Annotated in this window: 19 protein-coding genes and 1 tRNA gene; 17 read left to right on the forward strand and 3 right to left on the reverse strand. The window is 42.3% G+C overall.

Features of this window, described 5'->3' with window-relative positions; translation table 11 throughout:
- Nucleotides 1-64: 64 nt before the first annotated feature.
- Nucleotides 65-673 carry a glutathione transferase GstA gene (gene gstA, locus N6A79_RS03895; protein ID WP_268547068.1) on the reverse strand — a complete coding sequence of 203 codons (609 nt, stop codon included), beginning with the start codon at nt 671-673 and terminating at the stop codon, nt 65-67.
- A gap of 422 nt (nt 674-1,095) precedes the next feature.
- On the opposite strand from gstA, the gene dusB reads away from it, so the two are divergent.
- From dusB to N6A79_RS03970, 15 genes are all read left to right on the forward strand, one after another.
- Nucleotides 1,096-2,100, forward strand: coding sequence for a tRNA dihydrouridine synthase DusB (gene dusB / locus N6A79_RS03900; RefSeq protein WP_268547070.1), 1,005 nt, complete (start codon nt 1,096-1,098; stop codon nt 2,098-2,100).
- Entirely contained in the window at nt 2,100-3,269 is a 1,170-nt protein-coding gene (locus N6A79_RS03905; protein ID WP_268547071.1) for a two-component system sensor histidine kinase NtrB, read from the forward strand. Before dusB ends, N6A79_RS03905 begins: the two co-directional genes overlap by 1 nt.
- A complete protein-coding gene (gene ntrC, locus N6A79_RS03910; RefSeq protein ID WP_262080008.1) occupies nt 3,266-4,726 on the forward strand; it encodes a nitrogen regulation protein NR(I) in 1,461 nt (486 codons plus the stop codon). Before N6A79_RS03905 ends, ntrC begins: the two co-directional genes overlap by 4 nt.
- A 377-nt stretch (nt 4,727-5,103) precedes the next feature.
- Nucleotides 5,104-6,279 (forward strand): elongation factor Tu, encoded by a 1,176-nt coding sequence (gene tuf, locus N6A79_RS03915; RefSeq protein WP_182419000.1) that lies wholly within the window; start codon nt 5,104-5,106, stop codon nt 6,277-6,279.
- 80 nt (nt 6,280-6,359) lie between these two features.
- Nucleotides 6,360-6,435 (forward strand) — tRNA-Trp (locus N6A79_RS03920).
- A 655-nt stretch (nt 6,436-7,090) separates the two neighbouring features.
- Nucleotides 7,091-7,315, forward strand: coding sequence for a preprotein translocase subunit SecE (gene secE, locus N6A79_RS03925; RefSeq protein WP_182419001.1), 225 nt, complete (start codon nt 7,091-7,093; stop codon nt 7,313-7,315).
- A gap of 12 nt (nt 7,316-7,327) precedes the next feature.
- The gene (nusG, locus tag N6A79_RS03930) at nt 7,328-7,864 is read left to right on the forward strand and encodes a transcription termination/antitermination protein NusG (protein ID WP_268547072.1); all 537 of its coding nucleotides are present in this window, start codon (nt 7,328-7,330) and stop codon (nt 7,862-7,864) included.
- 200 nt (nt 7,865-8,064) lie between these two features.
- Nucleotides 8,065-8,496: a 50S ribosomal protein L11 gene (rplK, locus tag N6A79_RS03935; RefSeq protein WP_182419003.1), complete on the forward strand. Its 432-nt coding sequence runs from the start codon at nt 8,065-8,067 to the stop codon at nt 8,494-8,496.
- 1 nt (nt 8,497) lies between these two features.
- Nucleotides 8,498-9,199, forward strand: coding sequence for a 50S ribosomal protein L1 (gene rplA, locus N6A79_RS03940; protein WP_182419004.1), 702 nt, complete (start codon nt 8,498-8,500; stop codon nt 9,197-9,199).
- Between the two features lie 572 nt (nt 9,200-9,771).
- Nucleotides 9,772-10,290 carry a 50S ribosomal protein L10 gene (rplJ, locus tag N6A79_RS03945; RefSeq protein ID WP_182419630.1) on the forward strand — a complete coding sequence of 173 codons (519 nt, stop codon included), beginning with the start codon at nt 9,772-9,774 and terminating at the stop codon, nt 10,288-10,290.
- Between the two features lie 53 nt (nt 10,291-10,343).
- Nucleotides 10,344-10,715 (forward strand): 50S ribosomal protein L7/L12, encoded by a 372-nt coding sequence (gene rplL, locus N6A79_RS03950; RefSeq protein WP_182419005.1) that lies wholly within the window; start codon nt 10,344-10,346, stop codon nt 10,713-10,715.
- A 281-nt stretch (nt 10,716-10,996) separates the two neighbouring features.
- Complete coding sequence (gene rpoB / locus N6A79_RS03955) at nt 10,997-15,136, forward strand: DNA-directed RNA polymerase subunit beta (RefSeq protein WP_182419007.1); 4,140 nt, start codon at nt 10,997-10,999, stop codon at nt 15,134-15,136.
- 191 nt (nt 15,137-15,327) lie between these two features.
- A complete protein-coding gene (rpoC, locus tag N6A79_RS03960) occupies nt 15,328-19,536 on the forward strand; it encodes a DNA-directed RNA polymerase subunit beta' (protein WP_182419008.1) in 4,209 nt (1,402 codons plus the stop codon).
- Nucleotides 19,537-19,612: 76 nt separating this feature from the next.
- Nucleotides 19,613-19,867 (forward strand): hypothetical protein, encoded by a 255-nt coding sequence (locus N6A79_RS03965; RefSeq protein WP_268547074.1) that lies wholly within the window; start codon nt 19,613-19,615, stop codon nt 19,865-19,867.
- 331 nt (nt 19,868-20,198) lie between these two features.
- On the forward strand, nt 20,199-20,354 hold the full coding sequence (locus N6A79_RS03970; protein ID WP_268547076.1) for a hypothetical protein: 156 nt from the start codon (nt 20,199-20,201) through the stop codon (nt 20,352-20,354).
- A 103-nt stretch (nt 20,355-20,457) separates the two neighbouring features.
- On the opposite strand, the gene N6A79_RS03975 is transcribed toward N6A79_RS03970, so the two are convergent.
- Both N6A79_RS03975 and N6A79_RS03980 read right to left on the reverse strand, forming a co-directional pair.
- A complete protein-coding gene (locus N6A79_RS03975; RefSeq protein ID WP_246708136.1) occupies nt 20,458-21,162 on the reverse strand; it encodes a cyclic nucleotide-binding domain-containing protein in 705 nt (234 codons plus the stop codon).
- A 242-nt stretch (nt 21,163-21,404) separates the two neighbouring features.
- Nucleotides 21,405-21,905, reverse strand: coding sequence for a DedA family protein (locus tag N6A79_RS03980; RefSeq protein ID WP_268547078.1), 501 nt, complete (start codon nt 21,903-21,905; stop codon nt 21,405-21,407).
- 641 nt (nt 21,906-22,546) lie between these two features.
- Here N6A79_RS03980 and N6A79_RS03985 point away from each other — a divergent pair.
- Entirely contained in the window at nt 22,547-24,847 is a 2,301-nt protein-coding gene (locus N6A79_RS03985; protein ID WP_268547080.1) for a sensor histidine kinase, read from the forward strand.
- 189 nt (nt 24,848-25,036) lie between these two features.
- Nucleotides 25,037-25,501 (forward strand): hypothetical protein, encoded by a 465-nt coding sequence (locus tag N6A79_RS03990; RefSeq protein ID WP_182419012.1) that lies wholly within the window; start codon nt 25,037-25,039, stop codon nt 25,499-25,501.
- Nucleotides 25,502-25,615: the final 114 nt, after the last annotated feature.

Below are 25,615 nucleotides of genomic sequence, written 5' to 3' on the forward strand. Positions count from 1 at the left end.
ATCTGCTATCTGGCCATTATAACGTGAAAGACGAATAATACGAATAATTTATTATATGTGAGGATTATTGAAGTTTTTGTTCGGCAGCGATTGCTTCAATTACCGCTGGACGTTGGCCAATACGCTGATGAAATGCTTGGATTGCAGGGAAAACCGATAGATCTAGCCCCAAATGTGGTGCCCAATTTAAAACGACAAAAAGATAAATATCAGCAAGAGAAAAAGTATTATTGGCTAAATATGGTGCTTTTTCTAACTCGATTTCAACGGTTTTTAAACGAGTTTGAATTTTTTCAAATGATTGCTTTTTGTATTCTTCTGGCGTAGCTGGGTAAAAAAGTGGGCCAAAGCCTTTATGCAATTCCGTGCCGATGAAGTTGAGCCATTCTTGCACTTTTGCACGCTCAAATGTTCCACATGCAGGGGCAAGGTTTTTAGCTTGGCTATTATCATTTAAATATTGAGTAATCGCTGGGCCTTCAGTAATAATGCGCCCATCATCCAATTCCAATGCTGGCACATAACCTTTGGGATTGATGTCGATGTAATTGCGACCATCGGAAGTTGCTTTGCTTGCTAAATCAACTTTGACCAAATCAAGCTTAATACCCAATTCACTGGCTACAATATGGGGAGATAGGGAACAAGCGAACGGGGAAAAATATAGTTTCATGATCATATTCCTTGATGTTGGTTTAGTTGAACTTTTAACAGTTATGAATATAGATGAAAGTAATTAAGCCAGAAGATAGCTTAATATCGACAAATTGTTGCATTTTTATTGACAATGTCAAGATGCTAAACTTTTACCCATTGATAATCAATTCACTACATTTTTATCAACTAATCCGAACCCTATATCGTACTAAAATTCGTAAAATTGATTTTTAAATTATGATTATAGCGATCAAAAGCTTGGGCTTAGTATTTGCACTATTGGCTTTTTTGTTGAAAGTTTTATGTGGCTTTGCACAGAAAATCGGCATGTTGTATGGTGTTATTAGAGCATATTTAATTTAATTGAGGTGATTTTTTGCCTCTTTATTGATCTTTTGAAAAAAATGGTTAAAACTTAGGCTTGTAAAAATTAGGAGCTTGCTAGTGTCGCTACTAAATACCCCTTTCACTGTTGGTGATGTGACCATTCGCAATCGTGTTTTGGTTGCGCCGATGTCGGGTGTGTCTGATTTACCTTTTCGGTTGCGGGCTTGGCAAGCGGGCGCGGGTCTAGTTGTATCTGAAATGGTTGCAAGTGGTGAATTGGTTAGCGCACGCAAAGAAAGTCATTTGCGGTTATCATCAGATGGTATTGATCAACATGTTGTGCAATTAGCCGGCCGTGATCCTTATCTCATGGCAGAGGCTGCTCGCATTGCCCAAAATGAAGGCGCCGACATTATTGATATTAATTTTGGCTGTCCTGCTAAAAAAGTGACAGGTGGCTATTGCGGCTCAGCTTTAATGCGAGAACCTGATTTTGCCTTGCAGCTTGTTGAGGCGGTTATTAGTGCGGTTGATGTACCGGTGACGGTTAAAATGCGCCTTGGTTGGGATGATGATAGTATTAATGCGCCCGAAATTGCCCAACGCTGCGAAAATGTGGGCGTTGCAATGGTGAGCGTTCATGGGCGCACCAGAATGCAATTTTATAAAGGTAATGCCGATTGGCAGGCAATTAAAAAAGTGCGTGAGCGCATAAAGATCCCACTGGTTGCTAATGGTGATGTTACGTGCGCAGAAGATGCGTTGAAACTGATGGAGATTTCAGGGGCTGACGCTATCATGGTGGGGCGTGCTTGTTATGGGCAGCCTTGGCTTGCTGGACTTATGGTTGATGGTTTTATGCCTGATGATATTGCTGCTTATGCAATCAGCCATTATGAAGATATGCTATCCTATTATGGAGTTTTTGCAGGTAAACGTCATGCCCGTAAACATCTTGATTGGTATATATCGCGCCATAGTGCAGGGCTTTATAGTGCCGATGAGCGTATGGCGTTAGTCACCGAGCTTGAGCCAGAAAAAGCAACTATTCTACTTGCGGATATTTTAGGACGTGCTCATATAGATAGAAATGACAATAAGCAAAGGGTGGCGTGATGGATAATTCAAATTATGGGGCGCAAAATTTTCTCCAAAAAGATAATCTTGCTGCTTTGGTCTTGGATGCCGTTTCTCATCCTGTAGTAATGGTCGCCAGTGACGGTTTGATTTGCTATGCCAATAACGATGCAGAGCAGTTTTTAAAAACAAGTGCAAGCACTTTAGCTAAAAGTCGTTTGGCGCAATTCTTACCTTTTGGTAGTCCACTTTTAACCTTGGTTGATCAAGTGCGGCAAACTAAAATTCCAATTACTGAATATCGGGTTGATATTTCTTCGCCCAAGCTTGGGCGCGATAAATTGGTTGACGTATTTGTGCATCCTGTATTTGAGCCGCAAGGGGCTGTGGTTATTCTATTTCAAGAAAAATCGCGAGCAGAAAAACTTGATAAGCAAATGACCCATCGCGGCGCTGCGCGTTCTGTCACCAGTCTTGCATCAATGCTTGCTCATGAAATTAAAAATCCATTATCAGGTATTCGTGGGGCAGCTCAATTGCTAGAAGCGGTGGTGGGCGATGAGGATCGCTCGCTCGCCCGTTTGATCCAAGACGAAACAGACCGTATTGTCGCGCTGGTTGATCGTATGGAGGTATTTTCTGATGATCGCCCCATTGAGCGTTTTCCGGTCAATATTCATCTTGTTTTAAGTCATGTAAAAGCCATTGCTAAAAGTGGCTTTGCGCGCAATATCCAAATTGTTGAGCATTATGACCCATCCTTGCCGCCGGTCTTTGCTAATCGTGATCAACTTATCCAGATTTTTTTAAATTTGGTCAAAAATGCTGCGGAAGCATTGCAAGGACGTGAAGATGGCGTAATTACACTTTCCACAGCCTATCGTACTGGTATTCGTTTAAAAGTGCAGGGACATAAGGTTGCTTTACCGATGGAATTTTGTGTGGAAGATAATGGTTCTGGTGTATCTGAAGATATTATGCCGCATCTTTTTGATCCTTTTATTACCAGTAAGGTGAATGGCTCCGGCCTTGGTCTTGCTCTGGTTGCTAAGGTGGTTAATGATCATGGCGGGGTAATTGAATGTGATTCAGAAGTTGGGCGCACGGTGTTTCGCATTTTAATGCCAATGTGGCGACCGCAAGACGCGCAAATTCAAGATGTAGAGGTTGAAGATGCGCAAGGTGTTAAGCAGGAGATTGGGATATGAGTAAGGGAACAATTCTAGTCGCTGATGATGATGCAGCTATTCGTACCGTATTAAATCAGGCCTTATCACGTGCTGGATATGATGTAAAAGTAAGCCCCAATGCTGCAACCCTTTGGCGGTGGATTGCTGCAGGAGAGGGCGATCTTGTTGTCACTGATGTTGTTATGCCTGATGAAAATGCCTTTGATTTTTTACCGCGTATCAAAAAAATCCGCCCCGATATGCCAATTATTGTTATGAGTGCCCAAAATACCTTTATGACGGCTATAAAAGCATCAGAAGCAGGGGCTTATGATTATCTACCCAAGCCTTTTGACTTAAGCGAACTTATTGCAATTGTTGGCCGCGCTATGGCAGAGCCAAAAAAACAAGCTGATGCTGCAAAAAATGATGATGTGGGCGATACTATGCCATTGGTTGGGCGTTCACCAGCCATGCAAGATATTTATCGCATTCTTGCGCGTATGATGCAGACAGATCTTACCATTATGATTACTGGTGAATCTGGCACCGGTAAAGAATTAGTTGCGCGTGCTTTGCACGAATATGGTCGCCGCAAAAAAGGTCCATTTGTTGCAATCAATATGGCGGCAATTCCAAAAGATCTGATTGAATCTGAACTTTTTGGCCATGAGAAAGGCGCATTTACGGGTGCGCAAACCCGTTCAAGCGGTCGGTTTGAGCAAGCTGATGGCGGAACGCTTTTTTTGGACGAAATTGGTGATATGCCAATGGATGCGCAAACTCGTCTTTTGCGTGTTTTACAGCAAGGCGAATATATGACAGTTGGTGGTCGTACGCCAATTAAAACCGATGTGCGTATTGTCGCTGCCACCAATAAGGATTTGCGTTTGTTAATTAATCAAGGGCTATTTCGCGAAGATCTTTATTATCGCTTGAATGTTGTTCCCTTGCGTTTGCCTGCCCTTCGTGAGCGGGCGGAAGATATTCCCGATCTTGTGCGGCATTTTTTCAAAAATGCTGCTGAAGATGGTTTGCCGGTTAAGTATATCACCAGCGAGGGATTGGACCTTATGCGCAGTTATAGCTGGCCGGGCAATGTAAGAGAGCTTGAAAATTTAGTGCGCCGTTTAGCCGCTTTATACCCCCAAGAAGCTATCAATGCCGATGTGATCGAGGCTGAGATTAAACCTGATCGCCAAAAAGATGCTATGGTTGGCGCAGATAGCGCTGTGCTTGAAACAATATCAATTGCGCAAGCTGTCGAATTTAATATGCAACGCTATTTTGCCTCTTTTGGTAATGATTTGCCACCGGAAGGTGTTTACCACCGCGTATTGGCCGAAATGGAATATCCATTAATTTTGGCTTGCCTCACTGCAACGCGCGGTAATCAGATTAAAGCAGCTGAATTATTGGGGCTTAACCGCAATACTTTGCGCAAGAAAATACGGGATCTTGGTGTGAATATTTATCGCGGCATGAATGGCAATTAAAATAATCTAAATTTCTGCTAAATTAGTACAAATTGCATATTACGGGGGTAGTCTGTTTAAGTTTATGTTTTAATTAACTTTTTTGCGGTGGTGCAATTGTAGGTAGGTTTCTAATTCATTTTAGCGCAAATATGTTGAAGTAAAGCGAGCTATAGGACTTAAGATTTTTTCTTGTCAATTGAAAATTAATATGTATATAGGTTGGCATTATTGGTGGACTTACGTGCTTTGGCAGGATAAATCCATCATAGTTCAATCGCTTTTACCCTTTAGGTTAAGCTATTGAATAATCAGATGGCCGAACTTATATCAAGGTTTGGTAGTGTTTGAAAGTTCACCCACTAGTGGGTGCTAACGAGATTGAGAGATCGACGGCGATGGCTAAGAGCAAATTTGAACGTAATAAGCCGCATGTTAATATCGGCACAATTGGTCACGTTGACCATGGTAAAACCAGTTTGACAGCTGCGATCACCAAGTATTTTGGTGAGTTTCGCGCTTATGACCAGATTGATGCTGCACCTGAAGAAAAGGCACGCGGTATCACCATTTCAACTGCACACGTAGAGTATGAGACAGAAAACCGTCACTATGCTCACGTTGACTGCCCAGGCCACGCTGACTATGTTAAGAACATGATCACCGGTGCGGCTCAGATGGATGGTGCTATTCTTGTTGTTTCTGCAGCAGATGGTCCAATGCCACAGACCCGCGAGCACATTCTTCTTGCTCGTCAGGTTGGTGTTCCTGCAATCGTGGTTTTCCTTAATAAGGTTGATCAGGTTGATGATGAAGAGCTTCTTGAGCTTGTTGAATTGGAAGTTCGTGAGCTTCTTTCAAAATATGATTTCCCAGGCGATGAAATTCCTATCGTTAAGGGTTCAGCTCTTGCAGCACTTGAAGACAGCAACAAGACGATTGGTGAAGACGCAATCCGTCTTCTCATGAGCGAAGTTGATGCTTATATTCCAACTCCAGAGCGTCCAATTGATCAGCCTTTCTTGATGCCAATTGAAGACGTGTTCTCAATTTCAGGTCGTGGTACTGTTGTAACTGGCCGTGTTGAGCGTGGTATTGTTAAGGTTGGTGAAGAAGTTGAAATCATTGGTATTCGTCCAACTTCAAAAACCACTGTTACTGGCGTTGAAATGTTCCGCAAGCTTCTTGATCAAGGTTTGGCTGGCGATAACATTGGTGCGTTGCTTCGCGGTGTTGATCGTGAAGGTATCGAGCGTGGTCAGATCTTGGCAAAGCCAGGTTCAGTAACACCTCATACAAAATTCCAAGCTGAGGCTTACATCTTGACCAAGGAAGAAGGCGGTCGCCATACTCCATTCTTCACAAATTATCGTCCTCAGTTCTATTTCCGTACAACAGACGTGACAGGTATTGTTACGCTTCCTGAAGGTACAGAAATGGTTATGCCTGGTGATAATATTTCTGTGAATGTAGCTTTGATCGTTCCAATCGCAATGGAAGAGAAGCTCCGCTTCGCTATTCGTGAAGGTGGTCGTACCGTTGGTGCGGGCGTTGTAGCGAAAATCATTGAATAATTAAAAAAACATTTGCTATGTGGAGAGAATCAAGCTATTGACCTCCACACAGTTTACAGGTTGGATCATTTAGTGATCGTAGGGGTATAGCTCAGTTGGTAGAGCGACGGTCTCCAAAACCGTAGGCCGCGGGTTCGAATCCTGCTGCCCCTGCCAGATAAGCCCAGACATTTTGTCTGGGCTTTTTTTATCTAATTTGCAGTCTCTTCTTTGAGGTTAATCTCTAAGGTGTTGCTAATAGTTTTTTCCGCTTAGATATTTATTAATTGCCTGCATGTCTTTATTTTAGTTTAGCTGTAATTGCGGTATCAAAAACGTAAAAATAGGTTTGGGGCTTATCGTTATTGTTTACTTTAGTTAGCGATAGCAGTTTTGTAACGCTTATAGTTTAGGCTTGTTGCTTTAGAGTTTGGTTGGTTTAGTGATAGTTGGAGCTAGATTTATTGTCTTCACTATGTTTTGGAGCTGTAACAATGTTTCAATGGCATCGATATTAAATAACTTGATTTATCTAGTATTGAAGATTAATGGCGATAAAATTTATAATTTGCGCTGATAAAATGGTGTCTACGTTGTGTTGTCTGCATGGAGAAAAATTAATGCAATTGTGCTTAGTTTCGATAAATTACGTTTTTTTCTTGCAATTTCTGAAGTTTTAATTATTATATCGCCAATGTTCGGGCGCGTAAGGCTGTTTGGCTTTTCGCGTCTTAAATCTATATAGCATATATTTTTTGAATGTGCTGTTAGGTTTACCGATTCGTATTTAATTTGGTTTTTTCTAAGTCTCTTTTATTGAGTAGGGCTATAAATGGCATCTAAGACAAACCCTATCACTTTTTTTAAGCAAGTTCGGGCTGAAATTGCTAAAGTGACCTGGCCAAGTCGTCGTGAGACAGTTATTTCTACCGTCATGGTTTTGGTGATGGTTGTTGTGGCTTCACTGTTCTTTTTGTTGGCTGATTTTCTAATGTCAAATGGTGTAAGTCTAGGTGTGCGCTTCATTAGTGATTTGATTAAGTCTTTTATGGGTTGATGGTGAGGTTCTATGGCTGTTGCAGCGCGTTGGTATATTGTTCAGGCTTATTCAAATTTTGAGAAAAAAGTCGCCGAAGCAATTCAAAAAGAGGCGGAGCTTAAAGGCTTAACGCATCTTGTGGAGAATATTACTGTTCCCGCAGAAAAGATTGTTGAAATTCGTCGTGGGCGCAAAGTTGAGTCAGAACGCAAATTTTTTCCTGGTTATGTTCTTATACGTGCACATTTGACTGATGATCTTTTTCATTTGATTAAAAATACGCCTCGAGTAACTGGGTTTTTAGGGTCGGATTCACGGCCTGTTCCGATTTCAGATCGTGAAGCTGATCAAATTTTGATGCAGGTTCAAGAACGGGTTGAAAAGCCGAAGTCAGCCTTGCGCTTTGAAGTGGGTGAGCAGGTTCGCGTTTCTGATGGTCCTTTCGCCTCGTTTAATGGTATTGTTCAAGAAGTTGAGGAAGAGCGTTCACGCTTAAAGGTTGAAGTGTCGATTTTTGGTCGTGCAACCCCTGTCGAGCTTGAATATGATCAGGTTGAAAAGCTTTAAGTTTTAGTAAAGCTATTGAAGAATCGCTCGAAAGGGTGGTAAAGCGCGTGAGCGTTTTAAATTAACGCAATTTTGCGTTTTGGGCGGAAGAAAGAAAATGCTTTAGCCGGCATTTTGTTTTGTACCGCCAACTGCGTGCCGAATGGTTTCGGTTTTGGTTCCGTTAGATACGGATAATTTTATATAAAGGCAGATGTAGTATGGCTAAAAAAGTAGCAGGCCAGCTCAAGTTGCAGGTGCCAGCAGGCTCGGCGAATCCTTCGCCGCCAATCGGTCCAGCTCTTGGTCAGCGTGGTATTAATATTATGGAATTCTGTAAGGCGTTTAACGCGTCTACACAGGATATGGAAAAGGGTTCACCTATTCCTGTTTTGATTACCTATTATCAAGATAAGTCTTTCACATTCGTATTGAAAACTCCTCCAGTTAGCTATTTCATCAAGAAAGAAGCTAATTTGAAGTCTGGTTCAAAAGAGCCAGGTAAGATTTCTGCAGGTACGATTAGTCGCGATAAGGTTCGTGTTATTGCTGAGGCCAAAATGAAAGACCTCAATGCAAATGATATCGAAGCAGCGATGCGTATGGTTGAAGGTTCCGCCCGTTCAATGGGTATTGAAGTGGTGGGTTCATAAGATGGCCAAGATTTCAAAAAGAATGAAAAAAATCCGTGAGGGTTTAAATACAGATAAGCTTTTTGCGCTTAACGAAGCTATTGCTCTTGTTCGCGAACGTGCTGTTGCTAAATTCGACGAAACAATTGAAGTTTCGATGAATCTTGGTGTTGATCCTCGCCATGCTGACCAAATGGTTCGCGGTGTGGTTAACTTGCCAAATGGTACTGGCCGTACAGTTCGCGTTGCTGTATTTGCTCGTGGCGATAAGGCTGAAGAAGCAAAAGCTGCTGGTGCAGATATTGTTGGTGCAGAAGATCTTTATGAAGCAATTAATGCTGGTAATATTGATTTTGACCGTTGTATCGCAACTCCTGACATGATGCCACTCGTTGGCCGTCTTGGTAAGGTGCTTGGACCACGCGGTATGATGCCAAATCCAAAGGTTGGTACGGTTACTCCAGATGTTGCTGGTGCAGTTAAAGCATCAAAGGGCGGCGCTGTTGAATTCCGTGTTGAAAAAGCTGGTATTGTTCATGCTGGTATTGGTAAAGCATCTTTTGGTGATCAAAAAATCGCTGAAAACATTCTTGCTTTTGCTGATGCGGTTATTAAAGCAAAGCCTGCAGGTTCTAAGGGTGAATATGTGAAGCGCGTTGCTGTTTCATCAACCATGGGCGTTGGTGTAAAGGTAGATCCAGCTTCGGTTCGTCCAGCTCAATAATATTTATGTTATATAAAAAATGCACTCGGGGACTTAATTGTTCCCGGGTGCTTTTTTATAGAATTTTTTTCCCTTTGCAAAATCCCAAGCTTGAAATTTTCTCGGTGTGACATAGGTCATATTTATAAGCATGTCTTTTTTTAACTGAAGGCGTTATGTAGTTTGCATCGGGTGTCGATATTGGTTGACTGTAATTATTTTAATGAATTTATAACCTTATGCTTGCAATTTAGTTGTGAAAGTTATACATGCGAAATGTTGATCGCCTGATTTTTAGAATCAGGAGGTCTTTTTTGCTAGAAGCAAAATACCGGAAATCTTCCGGAACATCCTGTCCGAGATTGCGGGTGGTGTAAGATTTTTCTTATATCTTAATCTGTGAAGCCTGCATGAGACTGGGTTAGTAGAGCTTTTTGATGGATTTTTCTAATTGGAAAGTTTGAACCAGAGTTGCCTTTGATTGTGTATGCATGAAGAAGGGGACAGGATCCTCGATAGTCACGTGATTATCATGTGGCAAAGGCAACCCGATGGATTTGCAAAGGTGCAAGTCCGTTAATTGGAGAGAGACAGTGGAAAAAGCGGAAAAACGCGAATTTGTCACATGGCTCAATGGGACCTTTAATGAGTCCGGTTCTGTCGTTGTGGCCCACTATTCCGGTCTCACTGTTGCGCAGATTAATGATCTTCGTACGAAGATGCGCGCAGCAGGTGGTTCCGTTAAAGTCGCGAAAAACCGCCTTGCCAAAATCGCTCTTCAGGGCACTGAATCAGAAGCTATTGCTAGTTTGTTCACCGGACAAACTGTTATTGCTTATGCTGCTGATCCAATTACAGCACCTAAAGTTGCTGTAGATTTTGCTAAAACGAATGCCAAATTGGTTATTCTTGGTGGTGCAATGGGTGCGACTGCCCTCGATGCTGATGGTGTGAAGTCTTTGGCTTCCTTGCCTTCACTCGACGAGCTTCGTGGCAAGTTGGTTGGTATGATTTCAACCCCAGCTACACGTATCGCATTGGTCACTCAGGCGCCTGCAGGTCAACTTGCTCGCGTTGTTGGTGCATATGCTCGGAAGAACGAGGCGGCTTAAGGCCGTTTCTCGCTGTCAATAGTTCAAATCTTTTAATTAGTTAGGAATATAATATGGCTGATCTCGCAAAGATCGTTGAAGAACTTTCAGCATTAACTGTTATGGAAGCTGCTGAGCTTTCAAAGATGCTTGAAGAAAAGTGGGGCGTTTCTGCTGCTGCTCCTGTAGCTGTAGCTGCTGCTGCTGGTCCTGCAGCTGCTGCTGAAGAAGAAAAGACAGAATTCGACGTAATTCTTGTTGATGGTGGCGCACAGAAAATTAACGTTATTAAAGAAGTTCGCGGTCTTACCGGTCTTGGTCTTAAAGAAGCGAAAGACCTCGTTGACGGTGCTCCTAAGCCTGTTAAAGAAGGTGTTTCTAAAGACGAAGCTGAAAAAGTTAAAGCTACTCTTGAAGCAGCTGGCGCTAAGGTTGAGCTTAAGTAATATATTTATTCCGGCGGGGAAACTCGCCGGTTTAATTTAAGTTGGAACGAACCCTTTTCCTGACAGTTCGGTGGCTGTCAGGAAACGGGTTTAACCCGTTAAAGGATCCAAATCAATTGGGCGGTAGTATTGCTTAAATTTGGATTTATATTCTGGGCATATTTTACCGGTTGAATGGGTGAAAATGCCGATCGGTATAGCACTACAATCTTGGTGATGTGGTGCAATGGAAGCAGCTCCAAAGGTGTGGCCGCCAATGGAGCAAAGATCGAGGAGCGACGATGGCTCAGACCCTATCATTCAACGGTCGTAAGCGCGTACGCAAATTTTTTGGTAGAATCCCAGAAGTAGCTGAGATGCCGAACCTTATTGAGGTTCAAAAGTCATCATATGATCAGTTCCTTATGGTTGATGAGCCAAAAGGTGGGCGTCCGGATGAAGGCTTGCAGGCGGTATTCAAATCAGTATTTCCAATGACGGATTTTGCGGGCGCTTCAATGCTCGAATTCGTTCGTTATGAATTTGAAGCCCCCAAGTTCGATGTTGAAGAATGTCGTCAACGTGATTTGACTTACGCTGCGCCACTTAAAGTGACGTTGCGTTTAATCGTGTTTGATATTGATGAAGATACTGGCTCTAAATCCATTAAGGATATTAAAGAGCAAGATGTATATATGGGCGATATGCCGCTTATGACTGATAACGGTACATTTATCGTTAATGGTACAGAACGCGTTATTGTATCGCAGATGCACCGTTCCCCCGGTGTGTTTTTTGACCATGATAAAGGTAAATCCCATTCATCTGGCAAATTATTATTTGCCGCGCGTGTGATTCCTTATCGTGGTTCATGGCTCGATATTGAATTTGATGCCAAAGATGTGATTTACACTCGTATAGATCGTCGTCGTAAATTGCCAGTCACTAGCTTGCTAATGGCTTTGGGTATGGATGGGCAGGAAATCCTTTCTACCTATTATAATACGATACATTATGTTCGTGATGGCGAAGAATGGCGTATTCCGTTTTCGGTTGATCGCTTTAAAGGCGTCAAGCTTGTTGCAGATTTGATTGATGCTGACACCGGTGAGGTTGTTGCTGAAGCTGGTCGCAAGCTTACAACACGTGCTGCGAAGCAATTGGTTGAAAATGGACTTAAAGCCGTTAAAGCAACCAATGACGATCTTTTAGGTTCTTATCTTGCGGAAGATATTGTTAATTATTCAACTGGTGAGATCTTCCTTGAAGCCGGCGATGAACTGGACGAAAAATCGTTAAAGATTCTTCTCGATACCGGTGAAGACGAAATCAATATTCTCGATATTGATCACGTTAATGTTGGCGCCTATATTCGCAATACTTTGGCTGCAGATAAAAATGAAAGCCGTCAAGAAGCATTGTTTGATATTTATCGTGTGATGCGTCCTGGTGAGCCGCCAACATTAGATACTGCCGAAGCAATGTTTGAATCATTGTTCTTTGATGCAGAGCGTTATGATTTATCGGCTGTTGGTCGCGTCAAGATGAATATGCGTCTTGAGCTTGACTGTCCTGATACTATTCGCGTTTTGCGTAAAGAAGATATTGTTGCAGTATTGAAGATGTTGGTCGAATTGCGCGATGGTCGCGGTGAGATTGATGATATCGACAATCTCGGAAATAGACGTGTTCGCTCCGTCGGCGAGTTGATGGAAAATCAATATCGCGTCGGCTTGCTCCGTATGGAGCGCGCTATTAAAGAGCGTATGTCTTCGGTTGAAATCGATACGGTTATGCCGCAAGATTTGATCAATGCGAAGCCAGCTGCCGCTGCGGTACGTGAATTCTTTGGTTCTTCTCAGCTTTCACAGTTTATGGATCAGACCAATCCCTTGTCTGAAATTACACATAAGCGTCGTATGTCAGCATTGGGACCTGGTGGTTTAACACGTGAACGTGCTGGCTTTGAAGTACGCGACGTGCATCCAACCCATTATGGTCGTATTTGCCCGATTGAAACACCTGAAGGTCCAAATATTGGTCTTATCAATTCGCTTGCAACTTTTGCCCGCGTTAATAAATATGGCTTTATCGAAAGCCCATATCGTAAAATTATCGACGGTAAGGTAACAAGTGATGTTATCTATCTTTCAGCAATGGAAGAGTCTAAGCATTATATCGCTCAGGCTAATTCGCTTTTGGATGGTGAAGGTCGCTTTACCGAAGAATTTGTTGTTTGTCGTCACGCTAACGAAGTTCTCATGGCCCCTAAAGACCATGTTGATTTGATGGACGTTTCGCCAAAGCAGCTTGTTTCTGTTGCTGCGGCGCTTATTCCATTCTTGGAAAACGACGATGCGAACCGAGCTTTGATGGGGTCCAACATGCAACGTCAGGCCGTGCCTTTGGTACGTTCTGAAGCACCTTTTGTTGGTACTGGTATGGAAGCCGTGGTTGCTCGTGATTCTGGTGCGGCTATTGTTGCAAAACGTACAGGTATTGTTGACCAAGTAGATGCTACTCGTGTGGTTATCCGCGCGATGGAAGACTTGGATCCAACCAAATCTGGCGTTGATATTTATCGCTTGCAAAAGTTCCAGCGTTCCAACCAATCGACCTGTATCAATCAGCGTCCATTGGTAACCGTTGGTGATCGCATTGAAAAAGGCGATATCATTGCCGATGGTCCATCGACTGATCTTGGTGACTTGGCTCTTGGTCGTAACGTGCTGGTCGCGTTTATGCCTTGGAATGGCTATAATTACGAAGATTCGATTTTGTTGTCAGAGCGTATTGTTGCCGATGACGTCTTTACTTCAATCCATATTGAAGAATTCGAAGTCGCTGCTCGTGATACCAAGCTTGGACCTGAAGAAATTACTCGCGATATTCCAAATGTTTCGGAAGAAGCGCTTAAGAATCTCGATGAAGCCGGTATTGTTTATATCGGTGCCGAAGTTCAGCCAGGTGATATTCTTGTTGGTAAGATTACGCCTAAGGGTGAAAGTCCGATGACACCGGAAGAAAAATTGCTTCGCGCGATTTTCGGTGAAAAAGCTTCAGACGTTCGTGATACTTCAATGCGTATGTCGCCAGGGACTTTTGGTACTGTTGTGGAAGTACGCGTTTTCAACCGCCATGGCGTTGAAAAAGATGAACGTGCAATGGCCATTGAACGAGAAGAAATTGAAAGTCTAGCAAAAGACCGTGATGACGAACAATCAATTCTTGATCGTAGCGTTTATGCGCGTCTTATTGATCTATTAACCGGTCGTGTTGCTATCGCTGGTCCTAAGAGCTTCAAAAAGGGTACCACCCTTGATGCCAACATCATGAACGAGTATCCGCGTTCGCAATGGTGGCAATTTGCTGTTGAAGATGAAAAACTTCAAAGCGAACTTGAAGCTATGCGCACTCAATATGACGAATCTAAAAAGCGTCTTGAACAGCGCTTCATGGATAAGGTTGAGAAGGTACAGCGCGGCGATGAAATGCTGCCTGGTGTCATGAAAATGGTTAAGGTTTTTGTGGCTGTTAAGCGCAAAATCCAACCAGGTGATAAGATGGCTGGTCGTCACGGTAATAAGGGTGTGGTATCACGCATTCTTCCCGTTGAAGATATGCCATTCTTGGAAGATGGTACCCACGTAGATATCGTGCTTAACCCACTTGGCGTACCAAGTCGTATGAATGTTGGACAGATTCTAGAAACCCACCTTGGTTGGGCTTGTGCCGGTATGGGCAAGCAGATTGGTGAAATGCTAGAACTCTATAAGCAATCAGGCGATGTAACGCCATTGCGTCATCGTATTGAGGCAATCATTCCGGATAATGACCGTAATGAGCCAGTGCGTCATTATGATGAAGACAGCGTTGTGCGTCTTGCAGATCAAATGAAGCATGGTGTTTGCATTGCAACACCGGTCTTTGATGGTGCTCACGAGCCAGACATCAATGATGCGCTTGAGCAAGCAGGTCTTTCGACCTCTGGTCAGGTTACGCTTTATGATGGTCGTACGGGTGAATCTTTTGATCGTCAGGTAACAGTTGGCTATATTTATATGCTTAAACTGCACCACTTGGTTGATGATAAGATCCATGCTCGTTCTATCGGACCTTACTCGCTTGTTACCCAGCAACCGCTTGGTGGTAAAGCTCAGTTTGGTGGTCAGCGTTTCGGTGAAATGGAGGTCTGGGCTTTGGAAGCTTATGGTGCCGCCTATACCTTGCAGGAAATGCTCACCGTTAAGTCCGATGACGTTGCTGGGCGTACCAAGGTTTATGAAGCGATTGTCCGTGGTGATGATACGTTTGAAGCCGGTATTCCTGAAAGCTTTAACGTGCTTGTTAAGGAAATGCGTTCACTCGGCCTTGATGTAGAGCTTGATAATACCAGTGAGTTGATTGCTGCGCAAAATGCTCTGCCGGATGCGGCCGAATAAAATGCCGAAAATAAAGATCATGCCAGATTTCTGGCGTGATCTTTGCCTGTCTTATCTAGCTGTTGCAGCTTAAAACGGGCAAAGCAGGATTTTTCTGATCTAAATTATTCCTGTTTAAAACCGATTTTTATTGAGATGACGGATCGCTCATCACAGCAGACTCGATTTTGAAGAGTCTTAAGGAGAACGGCATGAACCAAGAGGTCATGAATCTTTTCAATCCTCAGACGACAGCTCAGACATTCGATTCTATTCGAATTTCGATTGCTAGTCCTGAGAAGATTCTGTCCTGGTCTTATGGCGAGATCAAGAAGCCAGAGACCATTAATTACCGTACGTTTAAACCAGAACGTGACGGTCTTTTCTGCGCCCGTATTTTTGGCCCGATCAAGGACTATGAATGTCTTTGCGGCAAATATAAGCGTATGAAATATAAGGGCATTATTTGTGAAAAATGCGGTGTTGAAGTAACGCTTTCACGCGTTCGTCGTGAACGTATGGGCCATATTGAGCTTGCAGCACCTGTAGCTCATATTTGGTTCTTAAAGTCACTGCCAAGTCGTATTGGTACTTTGCTTGATATGCCATTAAAGGATATTGAGCGCGTACTTTATTTTGAAAACTACATCGTAACCGAAACCGGTCTTACTTCATTGAAGCAACATCAATTGCTTTCTGAAGAAGAATATATGATGGCAGTTGATGAATTTGGTGAAGACCAATTTACAGCTTTAATTGGTGCGGAAGCTATCTATGAGCTTTTGGCTTCAATGGAGCTTGAAAAAATTGCTGGTGATTTACGGGCTGAGTTTGCCGAAACAACTTCTGAGTTAAAACAAAAGAAATTGTTGAAGCGCTCGAAAATCGTTGAAAACTTCCTTGAATCTGGTAATCGTCCTGAATGGATGATTATGAAAATCGTACCGGTTATTCCGCCTGATTTGCGCCCATTGGTGCCACTTGATGGTGGTCGTTTTGCGACTTCAGATTTGAATGATCTTTATCGCCGCGTTATCAATCGTAACAATCGCTTAAAGCGTTTGATCGAATTGCGCGCGCCTGGTATCATTATTCGCAACGAAAAGCGTATGCTTCAAGAAGCGGTTGATGCCTTGTTTGATAATGGTCGTCGTGGCCGCGTTATCACCGGTGCTAATAAGCGTCCGTTGAAATCTCTTTCTGATATGCTTAAGGGTAAGCAAGGTCGTTTCCGTCAAAACTTGCTCGGTAAACGCGTTGACTATTCAGGTCGTTCAGTTATCGTGACCGGTCCAGAACTTAAATTGCATCAATGTGGCTTGCCTAAAAAAATGGCGCTTGAACTGTTCAAGCCATTTATTTATGCGCGTCTTGATGCCAAGGGTTACTCCTCTACTGTGAAACAGGCCAAGAAATTGGTGGAAAAAGAACGTCCAGAAGTTTGGGACATTCTTGACGAAGTTATTCGTGAGCATCCAGTGTTGCTTAACCGCGCGCCAACTCTTCACCGTCTTGGTATTCAAGCATTCGAACCAGTTTTGATTGAAGGTAAGGCTATCCATCTTCATCCGCTTGTTTGTACAGCATTTAATGCTGACTTTGATGGCGATCAGATGGCTGTTCACGTACCATTATCGCTTGAAGCTCAGCTTGAAGCTCGCGTCTTGATGATGTCGACCAATAATATCTTGCACCCTGCAAATGGTGCGCCAATTATTGTGCCATCACAGGATATGATTCTTGGTCTTTATTATCTTTCGATTAAAGCCGAGCGCGAGCCAGGTGAAGGCATGATTTTTGCTGACCAAGGTGAGTTAAGTCATGCTTTGGAAACCAAAGCTGTGACGCTACACACCAAGATCAAGGGTCGCTACAAGAATCTTGATGAAAATGGCAATTGGGTATCAAAAGTTTATGATACGACACCAGGTCGTCTTATTGTTGGTGAATTGCTGCCCAAAAATCCAAATGTCCAATTTGATATTGTCAACCAAGAATTGACCAAGAAAAATATCTCAAAGATGATTGACCACGTCTATCGTCATTGTGGACAGAAGGAAACAGTGATTTTCTGTGACCGTATCATGCAGCTTGGTTTTGCTCATGCTTGTCGCGCCGGTATTTCGTTTGGTAAAGATGACATGGTCATTCCTGATAGCAAGGCTCGCCTTGTTGCTGAAACGGAAGCATTGGCAAAAGAATATGAGCAACAATATAATGACGGTTTGATTACTCAAGGCGAAAAATACAACAAAGTTGTTGACGCTTGGGGTAAATGTACCGACCGTGTTGCTGAAGAAATGATGAAGCGCATTCAAGCTGTTGAGTTTGATCCAGAAACGGGTCGTCAAAAACAGATGAATTCGATTTATATGATGTCGCATTCAGGTGCTCGTGGTTCTGCAAACCAAATGAAGCAGCTTGGTGGTATGCGCGGTCTTATGGCTAAGCCTTCTGGCGAAATTATCGAAACTCCGATTATTTCAAACTTTAAAGAAGGCCTAACCGTGAATGAGTACTTCAACTCAACCCACGGTGCACGTAAAGGTCTTGCTGATACGGCGCTTAAAACTGCTAACTCTGGTTACTTGACACGTCGTCTTGTGGATGTTGCACAAGATGCAATCATTTCGCAAGTGGATTGCGGCACGGTTAAGGGTCTCACCATGCAGCCAATTGTCGATGCGGGTCAGATCGTTGCATCAATCGGTCAGCGCGTGCTTGGTCGTACAGCCTTGCTTGACATTCTTCATCCAATTTCGGGTGAAATCATTGTTGAAGCTGGTCGCATGATTGAAGAGGCTGACGTTGCAAAGATTGAAGAAGCTGGTATTCAAACGGTTCAGATTCGCTCGGCTCTTACCTGTGAAACACGTTATGGTGTTTGCGCTAAGTGTTACGGTCGCGATCTTGCACGTGGTACGCCAGTTAACCAAGGTGAAGCTGTTGGTGTTATCGCTGCGCAGTCGATTGGTGAACCAGGTACTCAGCTAACCATGCGTACCTTCCACTTGGGTGGTACAGCGCAGGTTGTGGATTCTTCTTATCTTGAAGCTTCTTACGAAGGCCATGTTGAGTTGCGTAACCGCAACGTTGTTCGTAACTCTGAAGGTAATTTAGTGGTTATGGGCCGTAATATGGCAATCCTTATTAAGGATGCAACAGGTAAAGAACGTGCTTCACATCGTGTGTCTTACGGTTCTCATCTGTTTGTCGATGATGGCGATGTGGTAAAACGCGGTCAACGTTTGGCCGAGTGGGATCCATATACCCGCCCAATCTTAACTGAAGTTGAAGGTTATATTGCTTTTGAAGACATGATCGATGGTCTTTCTGTGACAGAAACCGCCGATGAGTCTACAGGTATTACCAAGCGTCAGGTTATTGATTGGCGTGCAAATCCACGCGGTGCAGAGTTGAAGCCTGCTATTATCCTTACCGATAAGAAAGGCAAAATTGCAAAGCTTGCTCGTGGTGGTGAAGCTCGTTACATGGTGTCTATGGCAACTATTTTATCAGTTGAACCTGGTGCCCACGTACAAGCAGGTGATGTTATTGCCCGTCTGCCAATGGAAAGCACCAAGACTAAGGATATTACCGGTGGTCTTCCACGCGTTGCTGAATTGTTTGAAGCACGTCGTCCAAAGGACCATGCGGTTATCGCTGAAATCAGTGGTACTATCCGTTTTGCACGCGACTACAAAAACAAACGCCGTATCCTTATTGAGCCAGATGATAATACAGAAGAGCCAGCAGAATATTTGATCCCTAAAGGCAAGCCTTTCCACTTCCAGGATGGTGATCAGATTGAAAAAGGCGATTATGTACTTGATGGTAATCCAGCACCGCATGATATCCTTGCTATTAAGGGTGTTGAGGCTTTGGCTTCTTATCTCGTTAATGAGGTTCAGGAAGTTTATCGCTTACAAGGCGTGTTGATCAATGATAAGCATATTGAAGTTATTGTACGTCAAATGTTGCAGAAGGTTGAAATTACTCAATCTGGTGAATCTGGCTACATCGTTGGTGATCATATTGACCGTATCGAACTTGAAGAAGTTAATGAACGCTTGATCGAAGAAGGTAAAGCACCTGCACTTGGTAATCCAGTACTTCTTGGTATTACTAAGGCATCCTTGCAAACACCTTCGTTTATCTCGGCTGCTTCCTTCCAGGAAACAACCCGTGTTCTTACTGAGGCTTCAGTTGCAGGTAAGATTGATACATTGCAAGGATTGAAGGAAAACATCATTGTTGGCCGCCTTATTCCTGCAGGTACTGGTGGTAGTATGGCACAAATCCGCCGCATTGCTACAACTCGTGATGATCTTATCGTTGACGAGCGTCGTAAATCAACTGGCGCGGAAACAGCAAGTGCAATGCTTACAGATATGACTGAAAACGCATCTGCTGCGGAATAAGTTTTATTGATTTAAAAAAATGAAGCCCGCTTTTGTTCAGCAAAAGCGGGCTTTTGTTTTATTAGGGTGTTTTTTTATGTATGCGGAATTATTGGTTGATATTGGTATTTTGATAAGTGAATTACAGAAAAATAGCCGCTTTGAAACAGTTCAATATTTTCAAAGTCAATACGACAAGATCAGTCTTCAGGACGAGCGGGCTGTTGCAGCTGTAAAGGAATTAACGTCGATAGCAGCATTGACGCAATATGGCAATTTTTCCTTTCAGGAGGAAGCTTTGCTAACGTCGGTAATAGAGCGCGCTATTGTCATAAAGCATTTAATCCGGTGAAAATCCTAATATATCGTTAGCTTCAAGCAGGTGGGCTCAATGATGATCAGGTATAGCTTGTCAATAGTTGTAAGTTTTTCTTTTATGTGTCGTTAAAAGGAAAATTTGTTAAGTTTAGTAGTGCGGCGGCTACGCAATTTTGCCTGTGCAACTTTCAGTTTACGAAAATGCTGATCGCTGCAAAATTTTCTTCAAAAAATTGCGAACAACTTAACCTTATTTAGGAAAAAATATTAGCTGGTTGTAATCTTGGGATACGGATTTATCTTCATCAATTGCATTTGATCTGCGGTAAAAGGACGCGAGCAGTGTTAAGATAGTAGGTGGAGATATGATGCTTGAGCAAAACTATTTAAGTTATTGGATGTTTGACTATTTCAAGCTTTATAAGTGTGCTCATAAAACGACTGTAAATCCAATTTTTATCAAAATTAAAAAACTAACTTACGAAGATGATGCTTCAAATATATGTGTTGATGGCCTTTAATTAAGCGCTATTTTGCAGTACACAAATTTTATGAAGCAAGCACCACGTGGTAAGGCATAAAGAAATAGAGAAATAATGTTTTAGCTCTATTTTTTCACTACTATTATTGCGGCTCAATTTTATCAATTAGCGGGTCGGGTCGGGCGAAAAGTTCAAGCTTATGCATGTCAACAAAGACAACGCGAGAGCCATCAACTTTAATACCATGTTTGGCGAGTTGCGAAAATGAGCGGGAAAGGTTTTCGGCTGTCATGCCAAGGTAGCGTGCAATTAACCTCTTTTCACATGGTAAATCGATGAAATGGGTTTGATTTTGCTGTTTGGCAAATTTAATAAGAAAATTGGCCAACCGTTCAGATGATGAACGTAATTTTTGGTTTTTGAGTTCTTTAACCGTATGACGATAACGTTTTGCCAATTCGCGGACAACGGCACGCATGAAGGTTATATCTTCTTCAATCGCTTGGCGAACTTGTTCTGCTGGTATCATTAGCACTGTTGCGTTGCTTAAAGTCCGCGCTGATTGCAAGCATACATCGTCATTTAAAACTGCCGCTAGAATGAAAAGGCCTACTGGCTCAACAATATCAAGGATGGTTTGCTTTTCCTCTGTATAGGAAAACATCTCAATATTGCCTTCAATTAAAATATATAAAAAATCTGCTCGTTGGTTTTGATGGATTAAAACAACGCCTTCTGGAAAATTTTGTAAAAAGCCCCCATTGATCAATGATTGAAAGGTTTCTTCTTTCACATTGGCAAATAATTCTAATTGCCGGACGGCTGCAATATCCTCGGGCCTCATCATTCATCCTTTTACATTGTAATTTATGTGATAATTACAATATTGGTTTACCTAGAGCGCATATTCTTTTTTATGTTTACAATATCACAATCATATTTAAAAGTGTTTTTGTTCTATGGTGGTAAACAAAAATATACTTTCACTTATTTATTGTGGTGGCATTTTAAAATAAATTTTAAATATTTATATAGTATTTTATTATAATATTTTATTATAAGTTTGAAGAATTTTTTAATTTTATTGTTTTATGAGAAAAAAACTTTCACGATATAGGGGCCGGCTCCCCAAACAAGTGTCCAAGCTGCAGATCCGATAATATTAGCAATAAAAAACTTATGGAATGCCATACCGCCTGATCCTGCAATGATGCCATTCAATTGTCGTGCAATTACAATAAATCTTGCGGTTGCAACAAAGAAAAAACCTTTTTGGTTCAGTTGGTTTTCAAATTTATCTAGCCGTTCGGGTGTTAGTTTAATCAAATAGCCGTAGCGCAGCAAAAGCTTTTTACCTCCAAAATGACCGATTGCATATCCGGTACAATCGCCAAGGACACTTCCCAAAAAACAGGCTACTAATAAGCCAGGTAAGCTTAGCTTGCCAGCGGCGGCGAGCAATGATCCAACCACTAATCCGCTTTCGCCAGGTAAAGGTAACCCCAAGGATTCAAAATACAGAATAAAGAAATAGGCGAATATTCCATAGTGTTGAATACAGGCTTCTAGCCAAATTTCAATTGCGTGCATTGTTTACTCTATCAAGTTGTCATTGGTTTATTGGCAAAATTGATGGGTATTAGTTAACTCAACAATCTCATGGTGTTTTAAGCGCATCCATTTAGTGAAAAAGTGGTTGCGCGCCTTAATTTTTCGGTTTTAGTACATGGTCGATAAGTAGAGGTTGATTTAGGTTTTTGCCCTTATTGCTCCAAAAATGCCTTTACACTATTGATAACTATATTGATTGGTCTTTTATCATATTAAAAAAAAATGCAGCATTTGTTCAATATTCTTTTTTAATAGAGCGCTAACATGGATTTTGAAATGCACTTATTTGTGAGTTTTAGTTATTGAAACCTTTAAAAATGTTTGCAGCGCTATATTTTTTATTTTGTTGTCTTTGCTTTTTTAATTTTAGATGTGTTTGCAAAACATATTTTCAAATATCCGTTAGGATCATTTATCGCATATGATATTTTTGAAAAGAAAAAACTATTATCGCTTAAGTGACTGGTTATTAATGGTATTTATACGTTATGAATAAAAGTTAAGCTAAAGTTAAGAAAATGCTGGACATAGCGAATCAGTTTTGATTCATTGCAGCTATTCAAGTGCTGTATATGCGAATCAGTTGCAGTGATTTCTAATCTTTGGAAGAGGGGCCGCCTATGGCAAGAATGGACGCGTTGGACGCGGCCAAAGGAGCATTTGCTGACAAAAAAAAGCCGGTAAAGCATCGGTTGGATATGTCTGCGCATGTAAACCTTATTTCAGGTCCAGCTTATAAAAGAATGTTGAGGATTGAGCCTTGGATGCGGCGCTCTATCCCTTTGCTTATAGCTTTTTTCCTTATTATTTTGGCACTGGTTCGCGGTCTTTCTCTTTATGAGTGGCGTGTGGGTATTGAAAGCAGTTCGCGTGCGGCGTTGACGCTTTCAACCGGCCATATAGCTTCAGCAATTGATCGTGTTGCGGCAGTTAATGACGGGTCGAAAGGTAGATTGTCTAATGCAGCCCTGCAGGATATTTTGTTGCGCTTTCGTAGTGCAAGTTTAGTAAATCCTGCCGCCGTTATTGCTATTGTCGATGCTAATGGCGTTGTTGTTGCAGCATCTGGTTTTGAACCGCTGATTGGAAAGCTGCTTTCTGATCAGGTAAGTGACACACCCGCTTTATTTGTTATGGGGGCAGGTGCAGGTATTATGAACGTTCTGATTAATAATGATCCTGCCTATGCGGCTATGAGCGAAACTGCTGGTTACCGTATCTTTGTTGCATTGTCTCAGCAAAAAATGCTCGCTGATTGGCGTAAAACCTTATCGCTCAATATTACGCTTTTTGCTGGTACTGTTGGGGTAATGTTGGCCATTCTCTATGCCTATTTCAGTCAAGCAACAAGAGCGCGCGATGCCGATGCTATCGCCGATCGCATACAGCAACGTATTGATACGGCTATGGTGCGTGGTCGTTGCGGCTTATGGGACTGGGATATGGCCCGTGGTCGTATCTATTGGTCGCGTTCTATGTATGAGATGTTGGGCTATCGTCCTTATGATGCGTTGCTTTCAGTATCTGAGGTTGCCGCTGTCGTAGATCCGAAAGATTTTGATCTTTATGATGTTGCGCGCCGTGCGATGAACGGTGAAGTTGATCATATTGATATTAATGTGCCGATGCGTCATAGCGATGGCCATAATGTTTGGATGCGTATTCGCGCTGAGGTTGCAGGTAGTGATGAGCCGCATCTTGTTGGTATTTCTTTCGATGTTAGCGAACAGCATCAATTTGCAGAACAAACCGCTAAAGCTGACCGACGTATTCGCGATGCTATTGAAAATATTTCAGAAGCATTTGTGCTTTGGGATGCTGATGGACGTCTTGTTATGTCAAATAGCAAGTATAGAGAACATGCAGCCTTATCAGCCAATCTATTGGTGCCCGGCGCTTCTCGTACCTATGTTGAGGCACAAGCGCGTGCTCCGCTTCTTGAAACCGTGCTTGAGGGGGACGAAGAAGGTAATACTACTTATGAGCGTAAACTTCTTGATGGAAAATGGCTAAAAGTAAATGAGCGGCGCACTGAGGATGGTGGTTTTGTTTCGGTGGGTACGGACATTTCTGCCCTTAAAGAGGCTGCGCAAAAAGCGATAGATGTGCAAAAACGTTTGTATAATTTCGTGACTGAGTTGCGTACATCGCGCACGGCACAAAAACAAAAGACTGAGCAGGTTTCACTTCTTAATGAACAGTTGAAGGAAGAAAAAGACCGTGCTGAAAGTGCAAACCGCGCCAAATCTGAATTTTTGGCTAATATGTCTCATGAATTGCGTACGCCACTTAATGCAATTATCGGTTTTTCACAGATGATGAGCGCAGGAACTTTTGGACCGCTTGGCAATGAGCGCTATAATGAATATATGGAAGATATTACTAAATCGGGTACGCATTTATTGACATTGATTAATGATATTCTTGATATGTCAAAAATCGAAGCTGGTCGTTTTTCCATTGATCGTGAACAGCTCGATGCTGCAACCGTAATGAGCGATACTTTGCGTATTATGGCAATTACCGCACAAGAAAAACATGTGGCACTGGCAGCCAAAGTTGCTCAAACCATGCCCATGTATGCCGATAGTCGCGCTTTGAAGCAAATTTTCTTAAATTTAGTATCCAATGCGGTAAAGTTTACGCCAGCTGGTGGTCATGTATCCGTTCATAGTTCCATTAAAAACAAAATGTTGTTTGTAACGATAGCTGATAGTGGCGTGGGTATTCCAAAGACGGCTTTAAACAAATTAGGGCAGCCATTTGAGCAGGTGGAAAATCAATTTACCAAAACCCATACCGGCTCTGGTCTTGGCCTTGCTATTTCGCGTTCATTGATTGAGTTGCATGGGGGTACATTGCGTATTTTCTCACGGGAGGGCAAGGGGACCATTGTGAGCTTACGCATGCCGGTGAAGTAAACTTCTTTTTATTGGTCTTTATTAAAGCTATTCTAATTGGTTGTGTGTTGAGTGTGTATAGGTGCTAACAGGCCTATCAAATGCGCCGCCCACTTGCATAAATTGGAGAAAAGCCAATAGACAATGTTTGATAATGATAGACAGCATCAATAATATCGCTTATGATTTTAATATTATGTGGGTGGTGCTATGAAGAAAAAACTATTTCTATCATTTTTCGGTTTGACAGCTTTATTGGCTTCTTGTGGGACAATGTCTCATACGGCATTATTTAAGCCAGGTGCAACGCTTGCACAAAAGCAAGGCGACCTTGATCGCTGTAAGATAGCATCATTCAAGCAAGTACCTGCAGAGTTAAGCACAACTGTCAATGGTGGGTTTTATGACCCAGGTTATGTGAGTTGTGTTGGTACTGGCGGCGGCGGTGCTTTTTGTCGTAGGGTTGGCGGTGTTTATATTCCACCAACCTATTCAACAGTTGATCGCAATGAAAATCTGCGTTGGCGTTATGTACAAGGCTGTTTGAAGCAAAAAGGCTATGATGTTATTACCAATTTGCGTCCATGTGCAAATGACGCACAAAAGAGGCAGGCCTTAGCTGCCAAAAGCATCAGTGATCTTGTTTGTAATCCTGATTCTAGTCTTGATTATTAAGTGATTGAATTAGCGTTATGTAAGGATTTTTAAATAAGCTTAGCTACTTGATCAAAGCTCGCATTTGGTCTGTTAGCATAGTTTTATTTACCCTTTATCAAAGCTATTTTGATG

This window comes from Bartonella sp. HY761, assembly GCF_026743145.1.
Lineage (GTDB): Bacteria > Pseudomonadota > Alphaproteobacteria > Rhizobiales > Rhizobiaceae > HY038.